Below are 17,957 nucleotides of genomic sequence, written 5' to 3'. Positions count from 1 at the left end.
GGAATAAGTCGAAGAATAGTCACAAAAATAGCCGCACTGACTATTATTCAGTGGTTTAATCATTTAGAAGGGAACAAAATAAACAATTTGAAAATTGTAATTTCCTAAATGCACCACGGGTTTTATTACTACTATTTTCAAAGAAAAAACAGAAACGGTAGAAACATCACATAACGCTTCTTGTTTGAAACGCAATGATCTATGGTTGATGAATTAACGTCATCTACAGGCCCTATGAAGCCTCAGGAAGTCATTAACAAAAAAACATGGTAATCATACGAAATTTCTAAAAACCCATTAGAATAGACTCAGGGCGAAATGGTGGCATAAAAACATGAACTTAGAGATATCACCTTCTTAGTCGAAGAAGGATTTATTAAAAAAGCATGTTTTCAGGTCGGAGTTGGCATTTTTTTCCACATGGTGTGATCCAATTCAACCCTTTTTTATGAACGGTGTGATGCATTAGATTCACAAAATACTTTTTCTTATCTTCAATAGCGGTATTGTTACTGGTTGTTTCTTTCCACTCAGCAATAATATCTAGAATAAAGGATGCTTCATAGGTAAGTGATAAAAGTTGATACGTCTCTGTGTATTTTGAACAAATACCAATTTCTTTTTCAATTATATTAAACAGAGCCAGGTTATCACTGGAGAATTTTTTTTCACTCTCAGACTCTTTATCGTGCTCGAGGTGTCCCATTGAATAATTTGTTCTAAAAATACATTGCCAGTCTTTTTTATCTAGGGTTTCTTCAATATCAACGTAGATAAAATAACCAATTTGGGACATTTCTGCACCATTGAGGTTTTTCTGAAGTGTTTGTAGTAAATTTTTTCGTTGACTCTTGTATAGATACCGACCAGGTTTAATATTCAGCTCTTTTATTAGGCTTAATGCAGTTCTTATGTAAAAGGGATTTTGGAATAATAAATTATCCAATCGGCTGTACAATGCTTTGGCAATACTGGAACGGATTTTTTTCCTAGCAGCAAAGTTAACTGGAATAGTAATTTTATTTTTAATATTTAAACGAATATGTTCCGATAGACGAATGGAGCAGGTGGTTTTTGTTTCTCCATGATTTCTTTCTGATTTTTGAACGTAATCAAAAGTATCGAGAACTCGTTGATTTTTGTATGTATCTTCTTTTGTATCGGATGAATGAAAAGAAAAAATCCAAGACACTTTTGTATCATGCAAACAACGCAATTCTTCCATAATCATGTTTACAACGCGACCATTCTCTTTTAGGTCTAAAATTTTTGCAATGTCACCTAAGTGAATCTCCATGATATCATCTGTCATTCCTTTTGACTTCCAGATTTCTGTGACGGCAAGGAATACGTCATAACTTTTGGTGGTATAGCTTTTTTCATCCTGTGCAGGAATAACTTCGATCTGAGCAGACTTTTCAACGCCATCTGGTAGCGTAACATTCCACTGTCGTTTTCTTTTTCCGTATATGTCATTACTTTTGGAATGAGGAAAAAGAAAGTTTGACCAGCGGTCATAATTGGCTTCTGCAACAATCAATTGACCAATCTCCCCATCGGTAGCGGGTATCATGTTGATTTGTGGATCTTGGTTAATTGCTTCTAGACTTGTTTGTATTTTGTCTGTGCTTTCGTTCATAACTTATTTTACGTAAGTTTTTGAAGCGTAGAGCTGGCGCCTCAAGGAAAAAAACAGCTTCTAATCGGATTATTATATCGATTTTACTCTATATGGATTTTACAAAGTGTTTTCATTCCCAGGTTATTTTAATTGATCAAGTATGGTTAAATTTTATCCATTGATAGGGCTTAAAGATAGAGAAAAATAAATATTTTATTTTACATAACCCGTCGATCATCTTATTTTCTTTAAATTTACACAACCCGTCGATCATCTTATTTTTTTAAAATTTACACAACCCGTCGATCATCTTATTTTCTTTAAATTTACACAACCCGTCGATCATCTTATTTTCTTTAAATTTACACAACCCGTCGATCATCTTATTTTTTAATATCGCTAATTGGAAAATTAAATTTAATTTTTATGGTTTTATTCAAAATCATCAATTTTTTTCCTTTAATTTGAGATACAAAATATGTCAGCTTCTTATTTTTTATTTTATTGACAGAAACAGTCGATCATCTGATCGTTGCCGTAAAGTAACACAAACCGTCGATCATTTGAAAGAAATAATTCATAAGATTAAAAAAAACCATGTTTTGATGGTTGGTTTAGTTCCTGATTTGTCTGATATCTAATGATAATTTGACTGGGTCATTTGCTTTGGAATTGGACATGAAATACAACAAATATCTTTTTAATATCTTTTTAAGATCTTTTTTTAAATACTTTTTAGAGAGGCTGAAAGTCACGTGTATTCTGGGGTGTAGACACCTAAAGGTATCAAATTTGTCGTTGAAAGGTATCAAATTTGTCGTTGAAAGGTATCAAATTTGTCGTTGAAAGGTGTCAAATTTGTCGTAAAGGTGTCAAATTTGTCGTTGCTATTTTTAGGTGTTTATGGAGATATTTTAGGACCTATTTTTGACTTTTTTCATGTGTTATTTGGAAGTGTTTTTGATGCCACTTCGAAGTGTTTTTGGCAAAAAAGATGGGGTAATTTTAAGCGTAATTAATGATTTTTGTGTTAAAGAGATGTTGACACCCAGTTAAAGGTGTCAAATTTGTCGTGGTTTTTTTTGATCAAATTTGGAGTTATAGGTGTCAAATTTGTCGTGATTATTTTTTAAATAAAGAGCTATTGAATATAAATATCTTGACGAAATATTAATTACACCATTATATTAAATGTGTCTTTTATGGGAATTATTTATATGATGCATCCTCGTCTTGATAATGAAAAATCAAAACTTGCAGTCCAAGATAATGAGCTGGTTCGTTCTGCCTATACAATGACTTTGCTCGAAAAACGGTTACTATTACATGCGATTAGTAAAATCGATTCTCATAAACTGCCGAAAGAAGGGCAAAATATCAATGTCGAAATTACGGCTAAGCAATGGGAAAACCTTTACAATACGCCTCAACCTTGGAGAGATTTGAAGAATGCCTCTCGTAAATTGATGAATCGACAAGTTACTATTAATCCTACTGCCAAAAAAATACTGGTGATGAATTGGGTTGATAGCACTGAATACACTTCTGACGCTGTAAAAATCAGCTTTGGAAACAAAATATCTCATTACTTAACAGGAATGCTGACTAAGTTTACTCAAATTGATCTGCTTGATGTTGCTAAGTTCGACAGCGCTTATACCGTGCGTCTCTATGAGTTGCTACGTCAAGTAGAACAAAAACCATTGACAGATAATTGGTTAAAAATAACAGTTGAAGAATTTCGGATAATTTTTGATTTAGGTAAAAAATACGATCGATTTTCCTATCTGAATCAACGCGTTTTAACTCCTTCTGTTAGAGAGCTTAATAGAAAATCAGATTGGAATATTACCCTTACAACGGAAAAACAGGGACGGTCTATTTATATGCTTTGTTTTGCTTTTTCTTCTAAATTACCAGAAAACGTGTTTATTGAAAGAGAGCAGAATGATAAAAAGAATAGAAGCAATAGAGATGAAGTAACGGCTTCTATTATGAATATTGATGATACGAATTGGTAATTTTCTTGGTTATTATTAATTGACTTCACGAACCATTTTCTTTCTTTTTATGTAATCGTATAAGGTTGACGGTGCACACTCTATAATCTTAGCGATACTCCTTTTACTCACTCTTTTATTGATTAAATCTTGAATTTGAGGACGGTGTTTGTCTAGCTTTGTACTAATCGCAGGTCCTTTTGGCCTGCCTAAGGTCATTCCATTCTTTTTTCTGATGGCGAGAGCTTCACGTGTTCGAAGAGATATGAACTCCCGCTCTATCTCAGCTGCGATACCTAACACTGTTGCTGTGATTTTGGATTGCATTGATCCATCAAATATCATCCTTTGTTTTTCTATATGAACGTGTATTTCATGTGAAATACAATATTCTAAAACTTCTAATACTTGCAAAGTAGAGCGTGCGATACGTGAAATTTCTGAAAATATAATGATATCTCTCTTATTTAGGGAATTGAGTATGGTTCCTAGTTTACGTTGACGCCAGTTTACCTGTCCTGATGCGGTATCTTCAATAAAGGTTAAACCACTAATACCAGAACTATTGGCATACTCAAGGATTCCATGTCTTTGATTATTTACATCTTGTCTATCTGTAGATACTCGTAAATAAGCTATATTTGCCATAAATTTCTCTATTTTACGAATTAAACCGTTTATGTGATAAATTCATACTATAATGCACGATTTAAAGATAATGTTCACCGTGTATATTTTGTCGGTTTAAACGATCTTTTTTTTCGGACATAATGAAATATAAGTACCTGCATCAAATGAAAATTTACGATTCAAAGTGTTTCTAAGTTCTTGCGCTAGAAAATTATTTAAAATTTTAGTTTGGTATCTGTATTTTTCCTATGGGAGTCGTATTTTGTTACGATGCGCGTTTATTTTTCTCTAATTGACCTAATATAGGTTTGTACAACGTTTCTTATATAATGCCCTATTTGTCGAGACCGTCATTTCATGAGTGCTAAAAACCCTAATCTTACAGGCTCTGATACTCTGTCTTTTCTTTTATCTCAGTCGGTTTGTTAGTGTGTGCACTTGTACCTGCTATTTACATGCTTCAAACCTACGATCGTGTCGTGACCAGTTGTAGTGAAACACATTATTCATATTTTGATTGTCATGATGATGACTTTGGGAGCTTGAGAATGGGCACATTCTTAAATATTGTGCGGGGGAGTATACGTTTAAGTATGCAACTGAATAAAAAGGTGTTTGATGTCAGCTTCAAGTAGTGCAACCTCATCTGCACAAGTAGAAGTAAGTAAAGCTTGTGCTCGAAAAACGCTTGGTGAACGATTACCTCAAGCGTTCTTTACTGCAATGGGCTCCTATATCAATTATGCAAAAGAAAGTGATAACGGTGAGCGTTATCAACTAAGTCTTACTCAGGGTATTTTTAATAAAGCTAAATTTAGTAAAAAAAGTATAGGGCGATAGAGTTAGTGAATCAGAACAAAGTTATTTCGTTTTAATATCAACTGTTTCTGTAGATTTGTTAGAACGCTATACTGCTGTTCTGGGCTTAAAATCTCGCTTAGGCTGACTGACAGAAGAAAAAATTTGATTGCAGTAGTCGAGCTTTATTTGAAGAGTGAGGTAAAAAACTGGGCAGAGAAAGGGTTACAATTCAATCATGATACTTCAAGTATTGAAAGAAAGAGTGAACTTCTTTAACGATTATTTTATTCTTCAATAAAATAACATTTTTAATATTTAAACCAGCTATAAAAACTATATAAATTTAATAAAAGTGATAAACTATTTATGCTAATTTTCTCAATAAGAAAAAAAATGTTAGAACCGGATAAGATTTTACATATAAAATATAGTGCAGCCATTATGTTAGTAAGTTATATTTTTATGCCATTGTTTTTTTCTTTGATACTTACATTATTTATCGGATTCATCAAAGAGTGTTGGGATCATTACTATGGATCTGGGTTTTGTTTTTACGATATGCTGGCAAATATTGTTGGTATACTTATATCGTTTTTTATATTGAAAATATCAATTTTCATATTTTAAAAATTAAAAGGTGTTTGTTTTTATAATGAAAAAAAATAATTTAATATGTTTTGTTAAGGTAAAAATAAAAGAAAATTTAGTGGTTTTTATTAGATTCCTAATGAATATCCCTAGAGTTAGATATTTTTCTGCTAAAATTATAAATAGATTGCCTTTTGTTAAGAATGCTTTGCTTCGATTACTTTCATCTGTACCTGAAGAAATTGTAAAGATAAAAAGAAGCATGGGTCATTTAGATGATTATGATGATATATTTCCTTCTTATTTTCGTGTGAAACATTCTAATTATATCCATAAAATCAATAAAATAGAAAGTGATATTGATAAAATCATATTAAACGGGCACTTTGATGGAAGCTATAGTTTAGCATCAGTCAATCGAAATATTATTAATCGAATTCTCTATGATTTTCCAAAAGTTAATATTTTTATTCAACCATATGAGGGTGAAATATCGTCTAAAGTATTTAGCACTCCAAAGGGGGAAGAGGAAGTTCTTCGCTTGAATAGCATTTTACATGATGAAGGTTCTGAAATTGCTGGAAAATCAAGAAGAATTTCTATTTACCATCACTATCCTCTGATTACTCCTGATATAAATGATGATACCTCTATTTCCTTATTTTTTTGGGAAGAGTCTAAAGTTCCTGATGATATTATTAATAAATTAAATGATAAATACAATGGTGTTTTAGTAGCCACTTGGTTTGTTAAAAAAGTATTGGAGGACAGTGGATGTGTATTACCTATTCAAATAGTGCCTCTTCCTATAGAAGCGTATCCTAATAATACGCTCAAAATTGCTAAAAAATCTAAGAAAGTGACATTTCTACATGTGTCATCTTGTTTTCCTAGAAAAGGCGTTGACCTATTATTAAAAGCATTCGACCTTGCAGCAGAGAAAGATAAGGATATTCATTTAGTCATTAAAACTTTTCCTAATCCACATAATAAAATTCACACTTGGATTCAGAAATATGTACGCTCTAGTTTACAAGAAAGAGTGGAAATTATTGAAAGTGATATGACTTCCCATGAAATGTCATTGCTTTATCAAGCTTCAGATGCCGTAGTGTTACCGACAAGAGGAGAGGGCTTAAATTTACCTGCTATTGAAGCGGGAGTTTATAAAAAGCCTTTGATTGTTACTGGATACGGTGCACATATGGATTTTGTTGATAAAAACAACTCTTATCTTTTGGATTATCGCTTCTCAAATTCAGATACTCACTTGACTGATACTGATTCCGTGTGGACGGAGGTTAGTGTTCCTAAATTGTCTGAAATACTTACTGTATTATCAACGAAGATTAAGAAGGGTGATCCCTCTGTTAAAGAAAGATCTGAAAAACTACATGAAGTTGTTCAAGAAACTTTTTTTAGTAAAACGTCAGTTCAACGATTTTTATCCGGGATATATAATATTCAACAACATAAAGATATTAATGAATTCCATGATGATAATGGTCATCTTGTAAAAAAACTTAAAATAAATTTATTTTCTACGTGGGGTGAAGAGTGTGGTATTGCAGAATACAGTCAATATTTAATTAATTCCATGTTATCTGATAATAATTCTATAGAAATTCATCATCCTATAAAAAGACGACTATTTTCCAGTAATTTGGATGAGCTACTTTCGATTAAAGAAAGTTGGTTTTATGGTAGTGAAGGGCCTGATTTAAAGAGTTTAAAACTTGAAGGGCAAATATTGTGGATACAACATCATTTTGCTTTTTATGGCCTTACTCAAAAACTTGCTGAAGGGATAGAATATCAAAATGACCAAGGTAAACTTACTTATATTACTCTACATACAACTAGACCTTTACTTTCTTATGAAAAACCCAGTTTACAAATAGCAATTAAATGCCTTGCTTTATTTACTCGAATACTTGTGCATGCCGTAGATGACTTAAATACATTAAAGAGGTTAGGATTAGTCGATAATGTCATGTTAATGCCACAGGGGATAAGAAAGCCTTTATCAAAGGAAATTAAAAAAGGAAAAGAAAGCCCATTAATTGTTGGTTGTTTTGGTTTCTTACTTCCTCATAAAGGGATTGAGCTTTTAATTAAAGGGTTTTCTTCTGCTCTAAAATCGAAAAAAATACCAGCAGGTAGCCGTTTAAAGCTGGTAAACGCTGTGCGTTCTGATGGAGTATCTTTTAATGAAAAAAGCCGATGCGAAAACTTAGTAACAGAGCTAGGTTTAAACGAAAATGTAGAATGGTTCTCTGATTTTTTACCGATTGAAGAGTGTGAAAGTATTTTATCAAATTGTCATACTATAATATTACCATATCAGTTTACTTTAGAGTCTTGTAGTGGAGCAGTACGTAATGCAATTGTTAGTTGTCATCATGTGGCAACAACACCTGCTCCTATATTTGATGAAGTTAGAGACATCACCCATTCTTTAGAAGGATATAGTTCTGATCATATAGAGCTATTCTTGAGTGATTTTTCTGAACGGTATGGGTCAGGTTATTATGACGAGCTGTTACTTAAAAGAGAAAAATGGCTGTTAAATCATGACTGGTCTGTTATAGCAAATCGTCATAAGAGCTTGTTTATTGCAAATCAAGTGAATGAAAAATTCAATAATTCGATTGTTATAAAATAAATTTATTGATCACTAAGCTAGTTTACATCGCCTAGTTTAGTGATCCGCCCCTGAAACATTTTTAAGCCTTTCATTGTTCGATCTTTGTCTGACGAGGTTTCATAAAATTCACCGAGTGATTCTTGTTTTAATGTAATTCTTCAGAGAAGAATCGTTATAGGATCAATAGTGCTTTCATTTCTCTCTAAAATAAGTGAGTACATCGTTTAATAGATGATCGAGTGTTATTTTAGGTTCCCAGTGTGTGGCTTTTTTTAGTTTGTATGCACAACCCTCTACCTTTGAGATATCGCTAGGTCTTTGTTTTTCTGGATCGTTAAAAATATCAATCGTCTTATCTGATTTATCTAATAATTTATCTAGCACAGATTTGATAGAAATTGATTCATCAGAGACAATATTAAATGCTTCTCCTGATGCGATATCTTGGTGGTTCAGAAGTAGTGCTATATAAGCATCAACGACATCATCCACATGTAAAAAGCAACGTTTAGCATTTAAGTTACCGACCATTAGCTCTGCTTTTTGTAAGCCTTTTTCTATGCGGACAATTTGGTTAGCGAATGAAGGAATTACAAATTTGTCTGATTGTCCTGCTCCACTGTGATTAAAAGGTCTAGCACGAATGATTTTCAATTTTCCTTGATGTCTGTAAGAAAAAGCGGCAAGGTCGGCAGCAGCTTTACTTGCAGCATATGGGTTCATCGGCATAAAAGGAGTCTTTTCATTAACTCTTTCTCCATTAGAAAAGGATTGTCCGTAACAATCACCTGAGCCAACTTGTAAAAAAGTGCATGTTACCTCTATTTCTACTAATGCATTGAGTAAGTTTAATACACCATGTAAATTAATGTCCCACGTTAAATCTGGATCATTCAATGCAGTTGGTATATGAGAAATTGCAGCCAAATTAATGACATAGCTAGGTCTTATTTCTCTAATTAACTGATTTACTTGTATTTTATCTTTTAAGTTACAGGAATAGTAAGTGATTTTTGAGGATGCACTTATCATTTTATGTCTATATGATAATCCAACAATGTGAGCATTAGGAAATTGCGCGGCTAGTTTTGGTAATAGAACAGAGCCAACAAAACCAGTGGCGCCTGTTACTAAAATAACATCTTTCATTAATAATGGTTCTCTGATGGTTCTAACCTGTAAAGCCATGGGTTATTTAAATAAACTAAAAATAGCTCGTAATGGCGTCGTTATCTTCCAAGATGTACTATTTAAAATATCGCTAATCGTATGATCTCTATCTATTACTTTCTGGTTTAGTAGCTGATTATTTCTAATCGATTCATCGAGATCTTGATTTATTTTCTTATTTTTTAAAGATAACATTTCTCGTTCGTGAAATAGTTGGTCTTTTTCAAAGAGCAGTTGATCTTTTTCAAAAAGCAGTTGATTTTTTTCTTGATCTCTTATATCAATTAATTCTTTTTGTTCTTTTATTTCATTATGAGCTGAACTTATTTCATCATAATGAGTAGAAATACTCTTCTTATGAGTATTAATTTGATATCGCATATTCGATATTTTTTTCTTTAAATACTGATTTTCTAATAACTTGTTATCTTTTAAGGAAATTATATGGCCTTGGATATATAAATAATCTAATCCAGACTCAAAAAAACCCTTAAGCGCGTCTTCAGCAGAGCAAATAATAGGCTCTTCATGTACATTAAATGACGTATTTACAATAGCAGGTTTGCCACTCATTGCTTTATACGTTGTTAGCACATCAAATATAAAAGGGTTTGCTGTCTGTGTTACTAACTGCGGTCTAGCGGTGTTATCACAGTGTACAACGGCTGGGCAAAGCTGCTTCATTTTCTCACTACAATTAAGAGTAACAGTCATAAATTGCGCAGCATGTTCTACTTTTTCAACATCCTCAAAATACAAATGTGCATCGTCTTTCAAGCACATAGGTGCAAATGGCATAAAGTCCGTTCGATTTAGCCTTTCATTTAAACTGCGGTTTATATCAGGATCATTAGCATTAGCTAAGATTGATCGGTTACCTAACGCTCTAGGTCCAAACTCAGAACAACCTTGATATACTGCAACAATAGCACCGTCATTTAAGAGTTTAGCAATGGTATCAGATGCACTTTGTGTCTCATCTAATTTGAGAGTATGAACCCCTTTCTCTTTTATTAATCCATCAATTTCTGCAGATGAAGAAACAGGGCCTAAGAAGACATGATCGACACGTTTAGGTGAAAAATCCTTACCTTCCGATGCAATTTGTAAGGCAGCACCTAAAGCGGTTCCATCGTCAGACATGGGCGGAGAAACGAATACGTTTTTGAACCCCAATTCACTCACGCGTTGATTAATTTTTACATTGGCAAATAACCCTCCAGAAAGGCAAATATTATTAAAGCCTTCTCCTGTATCTTTTTGCCAATTGATCAAAATTTCCAATACATGATGTTCTGCAAGCTTTTGTACCGAAAATGCCAAATCTTCTCGACTAACATCTCCTAATTCCTGCTTTAACTGGGCTATTTTTTTCAGACTTGCTTTTAATCGTGGAGTATCGACAGCACTATACATATGCTCCCAGTACAGTAAATTATCTAGATATCTCGGTTCTAACAGCCAACGAGTAAGTATAGTATCGCAATGTTTATTATCTTTTCCATAAGCCGCTAAACCAGTAATCTTACCTTCATGTTTTAGCGGTGAGAAACCTAAAACAGCAGTAACTGCAGTATATACATGTGTGACATTTGCGTAACGTTGAGCGCCGAATTGGTCAATAGGTTGAATATTCTCTGTTCTACTTGCCTGATATAATCCACCAAACCATTCTTCATTTGCCATGCCCCCATCGTATACAAAGCACAATGCATTATCAAAATCACTAAGCCAAAATGCTGATGAAGCATGACTTAAATGATGAGGAACAAAATAAAGATCTTTATTCAATGATTTTAAATGCTGGTAGAACGGGTCATTATGAGCTCGATCAACATAGTTATATTTATCTAATGGAGAAGGGTGATATATACTTTCTTTCGTAATGTCGCATTGATAACTTTGCTCAACGGATAAAGCAATTTTGTCAATTTTCTCCCAAGGTACTTGATTGAGTAATAATTTAGGATAACGACCATCTTGCTTAATTCTGGAGATTCTTTCTAGAGAGACTGCAAAAATTGTCTCTCCGGCTGAAGAGACAATAGCAATAGCAGAATCATGCATTCCACTATAACTTAAGCCAAGAATGGAATTTTCTGGTACGTAGGGAATATTGAATTCAACAGTCATGTTATAAACTCGTGCTTTTATGCGCTATTGTTATATTTTGGTCTAACCAATTACACCCTTGAAACGAATCCTTATCAGCATTAACCACATTAAAAACAAGAGACAGGTCTTGCCAATCGTAGTTATCCGCTAAATGTGTTTCCTGACTATGTAATGCGATAGAAACAGAATAACTTCCTACGCCTAAATTAGCCAAAAAATGAATATTAAATTGATGTGTTTCACCAATATTAGGGGATTCTAAGGATTGGTTCGTATACCAGGTGTTTGTTCCGTAACACACTTGACCCAAGCGGTCTTTAATTGCATAGCCCATCACTAGGGAAGGAATGTCATCAATTATTTCTGTGTCTACACAGATAGTAATTGGTGCATTAACATACACTGTATCTGTTTCTTGACCTTGATAATAAAGTTTAGAAGACGTAATAATTGCCTTACCATTACCAGAAACCGTTTTTAGTTTCCCATCGCTGGTCAAAAATTGTTCAATGTTTTGATCTTCTTTTTTAGCAATAATTGCATTATAAAGATCAAAAATTTCTTCCGGTGGCCCATCTTTAATCACACCTCCCTGATCTATTAAAATAGCACGATGACATAACTTTTGAATGGCATTTTTATCATGAGAAACAATCAGTAAGGTCGTTCCTAAATCTTGAAACTCTTTAATTTTCTTAAAACTTTTATGTTGAAAGTATGTGTCGCCAACAGAAAGAGCCTCATCAACAATTAATACATCAGGTCTAAATGCAGTTGCCACAGCAAAAGCCACACGCATTTGCATACCACTTGAGTAAATACGTGTTGGTTCATCAAAATAGTGACCAATCTCTGCAAATTCTTCAATCTCAGACATTACCCCATTAATTTCTTGTGAAGAAAACCCCATTAACCCTGCAGAGTGCAACACATTTTGGCGACCTGTTAGATCAGCATTAAAACCCATACCTAATTCTAAAATGGCTGCTACACGTCCATTTATTTGAATGTTTCCTTGTGAAGGCTTTAGCGTGTGGGTAATCATTTTTAGTAAGGTACTTTTACCCGCGCCATTTTGACCAATAATACCAACCGCTTCACCTGCACCAACAGTGAAACTAATGTCTTTTAGTACCCATTTTTCTTGAGCTTTGCTACTTTTTAAGCCGAACCAACGAGCAAATCGATGAAGCTCTGATGAATAAGAAACAAACGCTTTACCAAGGTTTTCTATCGTAATTAAATTCATAATACATCGACCATTTCTTCTGTTGCTCGACGAAATAAAAACAGACTTAATATAAGTAGAGCTAAGGAAATAATAGTGATGATAACTAATCCATTTTTTAGTTCAGGCGTTTTCCCATACACAATAATGGTTTGATAAGCACTAGTGATCGGGTACATTGGGTTGAGTATCATTAATAGCTGATGATATTTTTCAGGGATAATACTGATCGGATAAACAATGGGAGTAAACCAAAACCATACTTGTAAAACAATAGGTATGATTTGACCTATATCACGCAAAAAAACATTAAATATACCTAAAATAAGCCCAAAACTTAAGGAGAATGTGGCTAAAAGCAATGTCAGAGGGATGAGCCACAACAAAACCCAATTAAAGCTATGGCCAAGAATAGCGAAAATGAACATCATAGCTATAAATAGCAATGCATTATTCAATACTGATGAACCTAACACTATAGTGGGTAAAGTAATTTTCGGAAAACTCATTTTCTTCATTAAATTACCGTTTTCAATAAATAAATTTAGACATCGCCCTAGTATTTCATTGAATAAATTCCACGCCAATAAACCGGCCATCAGATAGATTGCATAAGCATACGTGCTTTCTATGTTTGGTAGCTTCGCAGCAAGTACATTAGATAAAATCAGTGCGTAGATAGCCACTTGGCTTAAAGGGTTAATAATTATCCATAAACCACCTAGTTTGCTACGTACGAATTTAGTCACTAATTCATTACGGATAGAACTTAATATAAAATGCCTATATAAAAATAAGCTGTGCATTATTGCCAACATAGAAAATGGCCTATAGATAATTTAATAAATCTCTATTAAAGAAAGAGGTACTATGAAATTTTGTGAAAACATAACTAATCGACACGACCATAGCGGTCTTCAAACCGCTCGATATCATCTTCGCCTAGATAAGATCCAGATTGAACTTCAATAACTTCTAATGGAATTTTCCCTGGGTTTTCAAGAGAGTGAATTGCACCAATAGGGATATAAACAGATTGGTTTTCAGTAAGAAGCTTTTTTTCACCATTGCAATACACATTAGCAGTACCTGAAACGACCACCCAATGTTCAGATCGATGATGATGCATCTGCACCGATAATTTTGCACCAGGTTCAACAAAAATACGCTTTACTTGATAGCGTTTACCATTATCAATCGAGTCATAATGTCCCCAAGGACGATAGACTTGTCGATGACTATCGGCTTCATTCCGGTCATTTTTACGTAATGTAGAAACGACTTCTTTTACATCTTGTACATGGTCTTTATGAGAAACAAGCACAGCGTCTTTTGTTTCTACAATGACTAAATCCTGCACACCTATTGTGCTGATTAAACGGTTTTCAGAAAAAATAAGTGTATTTTTAGTATTAAGCGCAATAGCATCACCGCGTAAGTTATTACCATTTTCATCTTTCTGTAATACCTTGCTTAAAGCGTCCCAGCTACCAATATCACTCCATCCAACGTCTAATGAAACAACTGCCGCTGAGGCAGTTTGCTCCATAACAGCATAGTCAACAGAAATGTCTGGACATTTCTCAAAAATGTCCTCAGGGATACGATGAAAGTCATGATCAGATTGCATGTTGTTAAACGCGCTCTGGCAATAATCAAAAACATCAGGTTGATATTTTTTCAATTCCTCCAAAAACACATTCGCTTTGAACATAAACATCCCAGAATTCCATAAATGCTTTCCATCATCTAAATAACGCTGTGCAGTAGCGAGATCCGGTTTTTCAACAAAAGCAGAAACGCGTTGACCATTATCATCAATAGGGTCGCCACATTTAATATAACCATAACCAGTTTCAGGTGTATCAGGTACAATTCCAAAAGTGACTAAGTAATCATTCTCAGCAAGCGCTTGAGCCTTGAGAATGGCTTTTTGAAAACCGGCAACATCGGCCACATTATGATCAGCGGACAACACCAATAAAATATTATCGGGTGATTCACTCGCTGCCATAAATGTTGCTATAGCAATAGCTGGAGCAGTATTCCTTCCAAATGGCTCGAGAACTATTTGGCTTGTTGCTACATTAGACAGTCTCAATTGTTCAGCGACCAAAAATCTGTGTTTTTCACTAGCCAATAAAATAGGATTACTATGACCCGTCCCTTCTAAACGCGCTAACGTCTGTTGCAACATGCTTTGATCAGACGTTAGGTTTAAAAATTGTTTAGGGAATTCTTTACGAGAAAGGGGCCACAACCTAGTTCCAGCACCGCCAGCCATTATTGCAGGTATAAACATGTATATCCTTTCCTTTTAAGAATTTTAGCTCTGAATTAAAAAAGTAATAAGTCATTTTAAATGGTCCGCATATTACCATCACCACCCAATTGATCAAAGTTAATCATGGACGATTTGCAAGTTAATGCTAAGGATCATAAGCACGCAATTCTTTAACCTGAGTTACTTTATGTTATAGTCTCGCCATTTTTAAACTCTTCATAGGCTTAATAGGTATTATGAGCATTAAAACAGCGTTCATTACAGGCATTACGGGGCAAGATGGTGCATATCTAGCAAAACTATTACTTGATAAAGGTTACAAAGTCGTTGGGGCCAATCCACGACGTAGCTCTAATGGCGCCAACTTTTGGCGCCTTAACTGGCTTGGCATTACAGATCAAGTTACGTTAGAAGATTGTGATTTAGTGGACTTATCCAGTCTTATACGAATATTAACGAAGCACCAACCCGATGAAATTTATAATCTGGCCGCTCAATCTTTTGTTCAAACATCTTGGGCACAGCCTTTATTGACAGGGCAAGTGACGGGATTAGGCGCTGCAAACGTATTAGAAGCAATGCGTTTAGTTTCCCCCAACGCACGTTTATACCAAGCTTCAACCTCTGAAATGTATGGTTTAATTCAAGAACCAATGCAATCTGAAGCGACTCCATTTTACCCACGCTCACCTTATGCGGTTGCTAAGCTCTATGCTCATTGGATGACAGTCAACTATCGAGAAAGTTTTAATTTATACGCTTGCAGTGGCATATTATTCAACCATGAATCACCGTTACGTGGTTTAGAGTTTGTTACTCGTAAAGTCACGGATGCCGTTGCTCGCATCAAGTTAGGTCTACAAAACGAACTTCGTTTAGGCAATATCGATGCAAAACGTGATTGGGGACATGCTCAAGATTACGTAAAAGCAATGTGGTTGATGCTGCAGCAAGATACTCCTGACGACTTTGTTATTGCAACCGGTCGTACAACAACAGTCCGTGATATGTGCAAAATCGCTTTTGAACACGTCGGTTTGAATATGGATGACTATGTCACTATCGACCCAGAGTTTTTTCGCCCAGCAGAAGTCGATGTCTTGTTAGGTAACCCAGCAAAAGCGCAAGAGAAGCTAGGTTGGAGTGCAACAACAACTCTAGAAGAAATGATCGTAGAAATGGTAGAAGCCGACCTAAAACAACTGTCATCTCAGTAAAAGTACAAGAAAAACTCACGCTATTTAGCTGAATCCATGATGGACTACTTTAGACGTCGTCCATCATTATAGATAACCTAAATCAATCTTTTCTCAATCCTAAAAAACATTCAAACCTCTCTTTTTAAGAGAAGTCGCTTAAGAAGCGAAAAAAATCCATTATTAGCAATTGCAGTCTTCAAAATATGGATTTTCTCTGAGCTTACTTTTAGAAAAAGTATAAATAACCGTCTAAAAATTGATTCCTTTACATAAAACTTAAACAATCTGTCTAATATACTGAAAAAAACCAATATTATCTTAATAAAGTCTTATATAGACTAGGCTAATCGTGCTATATGCTAGATAATATAAAAGCTGGAGCTTTTTCTTCAGCCGTATTGTTAAAATGAAGAAATACATTAAAAAATGCTTGCAATAAAAACATTTATCAAAATGTAATTTGTATAGTATTCGTTAAAAATTAATGTATTATTCCTTTTGGCGAAAGGGTACCCGTGCAATCGTAAGATTGTGAACCGACGGGTTCGGTGCTAAGCACTATAAGACGGGGAAACCTCGGTCGATTCGACAATTTTTTGTATAATGGAGATAATATTAATATGGCTACCGTAGCTGAACAAGTTCAACAAATATATATCGGTCTTTTAGGTCGCGCAGCAGATCAAGTCGGTGCTACCTACTGGGAAGCACAAATTAATAGCGGTGCAATTACGCTTGATGGCATGCGAGCTAACTTAGTACAAGAACAACCAGAGTACCAAGCTCTGGTTGATGGACTGACTCGTGAAGAAGTCGTCTCTGCACTTTACCAACGCATGTTCGAGCGCGCGCCAGAAGCGGAAGGTCTTGCATACTGGTCTACAGGTGTAGGCAGTGCTGTTCCTATCGATCAACTACCTCTTATATTCATTGATGCCTCTAGAGATGCAGACAAGGTTGCTCTTGCGAACAAAACCGCTGCTGCTCTTACTTACACCGCAGCAGCAGGAAATAACTTTACAACTGCAACAGCCATAGCCGCTATTGATAGCGTTGACGCGACTCCTGTCTCACTGGCCGCGTCTATTTCAGCAACTGCAGCGTTATTCCCAGGTGATTCTTATACTCTGACTGAAGGTCGTGATAATGTCACTGGCACAGACAGCAACAACACATTTTTCGCTGATGTCGGTCAGAACACATTAGGTGCGGTATCTAATGCCTTAGCTTCTGGTGATGTGGTTGACGGTAAAGACGGTTACGATACTTTAATCTCCACTATGATCAGTGACAGCGTCGTTGATACTGATAGTAATACTCTCGCTCCTATTCCTCGTTTAAACAACGTTGAAGAAGTGCGTATTCAAGCACTAGAAGCGATAACACTGGATGCAGACCACATTACAGGCGAAACCAAATACGCATCCGATTCTTCAAGAAACGATTTGGTCATTCAAAATGTAGACATTACACCGACTCAAATTACGAACGACATCTTTCTTGAAATGAAAGACACGCAACAATTCTCTGATTTTGAAGTGTATTTCAACGAACAAGATTTAAAAGCGGCTCCAGATGTAACCGTTGGCAGTGCAAGCGTAACGATTCAAGTTGCAGATGGTGCACAAGCATCCGGTACGACTGCTCCGCTTGAAAACATGGTTTTTGACTTAG

Annotated in this window: 12 protein-coding genes; 5 read left to right on the top strand and 7 right to left on the bottom strand. The window is 34.9% G+C overall.

Annotated features, from left to right (window positions below):
• Nucleotides 1–376: 376 nt before the first annotated feature.
• Nucleotides 377–1,639 carry a hypothetical protein gene (locus tag ACMUMJ_RS16215; protein ID WP_414679892.1) on the bottom strand — a complete coding sequence of 421 codons (1,263 nt, stop codon included), beginning with the start codon at nt 1,637–1,639 and terminating at the stop codon, nt 377–379.
• Between the two features lie 1,184 nt (nt 1,640–2,823).
• On the opposite strand from ACMUMJ_RS16215, the gene ACMUMJ_RS16210 reads away from it, so the two are divergent.
• Nucleotides 2,824–3,642: a replication initiation protein gene (locus tag ACMUMJ_RS16210; RefSeq protein ID WP_414679891.1), complete on the top strand. Its 819-nt coding sequence runs from the start codon at nt 2,824–2,826 to the stop codon at nt 3,640–3,642.
• A 15-nt stretch (nt 3,643–3,657) separates the two neighbouring features.
• On the opposite strand, the gene ACMUMJ_RS16205 is transcribed toward ACMUMJ_RS16210, so the two are convergent.
• Nucleotides 3,658–4,269, bottom strand: coding sequence for a recombinase family protein (locus ACMUMJ_RS16205; protein ID WP_414679890.1), 612 nt, complete (start codon nt 4,267–4,269; stop codon nt 3,658–3,660).
• A 600-nt stretch (nt 4,270–4,869) separates the two neighbouring features.
• Between ACMUMJ_RS16205 and ACMUMJ_RS16200 the strand changes: the two genes are divergently transcribed.
• Together ACMUMJ_RS16200 and ACMUMJ_RS16195 are read left to right on the top strand one after the other, a co-directional pair.
• Nucleotides 4,870–5,091, top strand: coding sequence for a hypothetical protein (locus tag ACMUMJ_RS16200; protein ID WP_414679889.1), 222 nt, complete (start codon nt 4,870–4,872; stop codon nt 5,089–5,091).
• A gap of 613 nt (nt 5,092–5,704) precedes the next feature.
• Complete coding sequence (locus ACMUMJ_RS16195; protein WP_414679888.1) at nt 5,705–8,305, top strand: glycosyltransferase family 4 protein; 2,601 nt, start codon at nt 5,705–5,707, stop codon at nt 8,303–8,305.
• A 174-nt stretch (nt 8,306–8,479) separates the two neighbouring features.
• Here the strand turns inward: ACMUMJ_RS16195 and ACMUMJ_RS16190 are convergent, their stop codons facing one another.
• The 5 genes from ACMUMJ_RS16190 to ACMUMJ_RS16170 form a co-directional block, all read right to left on the bottom strand.
• The gene (locus tag ACMUMJ_RS16190) at nt 8,480–9,436 is read right to left on the bottom strand and encodes a GDP-mannose 4,6-dehydratase (RefSeq protein ID WP_414679887.1); all 957 of its coding nucleotides are present in this window, start codon (nt 9,434–9,436) and stop codon (nt 8,480–8,482) included.
• A 42-nt stretch (nt 9,437–9,478) separates the two neighbouring features.
• Nucleotides 9,479–11,590: a carbamoyltransferase C-terminal domain-containing protein gene (locus ACMUMJ_RS16185; RefSeq protein ID WP_414679886.1), complete on the bottom strand. Its 2,112-nt coding sequence runs from the start codon at nt 11,588–11,590 to the stop codon at nt 9,479–9,481.
• A gap of 1 nt (nt 11,591) precedes the next feature.
• A complete protein-coding gene (locus tag ACMUMJ_RS16180) occupies nt 11,592–12,821 on the bottom strand; it encodes an ABC transporter ATP-binding protein (protein ID WP_414679885.1) in 1,230 nt (409 codons plus the stop codon).
• Entirely contained in the window at nt 12,818–13,618 is an 801-nt protein-coding gene (locus ACMUMJ_RS16175; RefSeq protein WP_414679884.1) for an ABC transporter permease, read from the bottom strand. Before ACMUMJ_RS16175 ends, ACMUMJ_RS16180 begins: the two co-directional genes overlap by 4 nt.
• Nucleotides 13,619–13,692: 74 nt before the next feature.
• Nucleotides 13,693–15,102: a mannose-1-phosphate guanylyltransferase/mannose-6-phosphate isomerase gene (locus ACMUMJ_RS16170; RefSeq protein ID WP_414679883.1), complete on the bottom strand. Its 1,410-nt coding sequence runs from the start codon at nt 15,100–15,102 to the stop codon at nt 13,693–13,695.
• Nucleotides 15,103–15,320: 218 nt separating this feature from the next.
• Between ACMUMJ_RS16170 and gmd the strand changes: the two genes are divergently transcribed.
• Nucleotides 15,321–16,301 (top strand): GDP-mannose 4,6-dehydratase, encoded by a 981-nt coding sequence (gmd, locus tag ACMUMJ_RS16165; RefSeq protein WP_527195828.1) that lies wholly within the window; start codon nt 15,321–15,323, stop codon nt 16,299–16,301.
• A gap of 602 nt (nt 16,302–16,903) precedes the next feature.
• A partial coding sequence (locus tag ACMUMJ_RS16160; RefSeq protein WP_414679882.1) for a DUF4214 domain-containing protein occupies nt 16,904–17,957 on the top strand: 1,054 nt, incomplete at its 3' end.

Source organism: Marinomonas phycocola (assembly GCF_047525455.1).
GTDB lineage: Bacteria > Pseudomonadota > Gammaproteobacteria > Pseudomonadales > Marinomonadaceae > Marinomonas.
The sequence above is the reverse complement of the archived record's forward strand: the minus strand, read 5'-3'. Positions and strand labels throughout refer to the sequence as shown.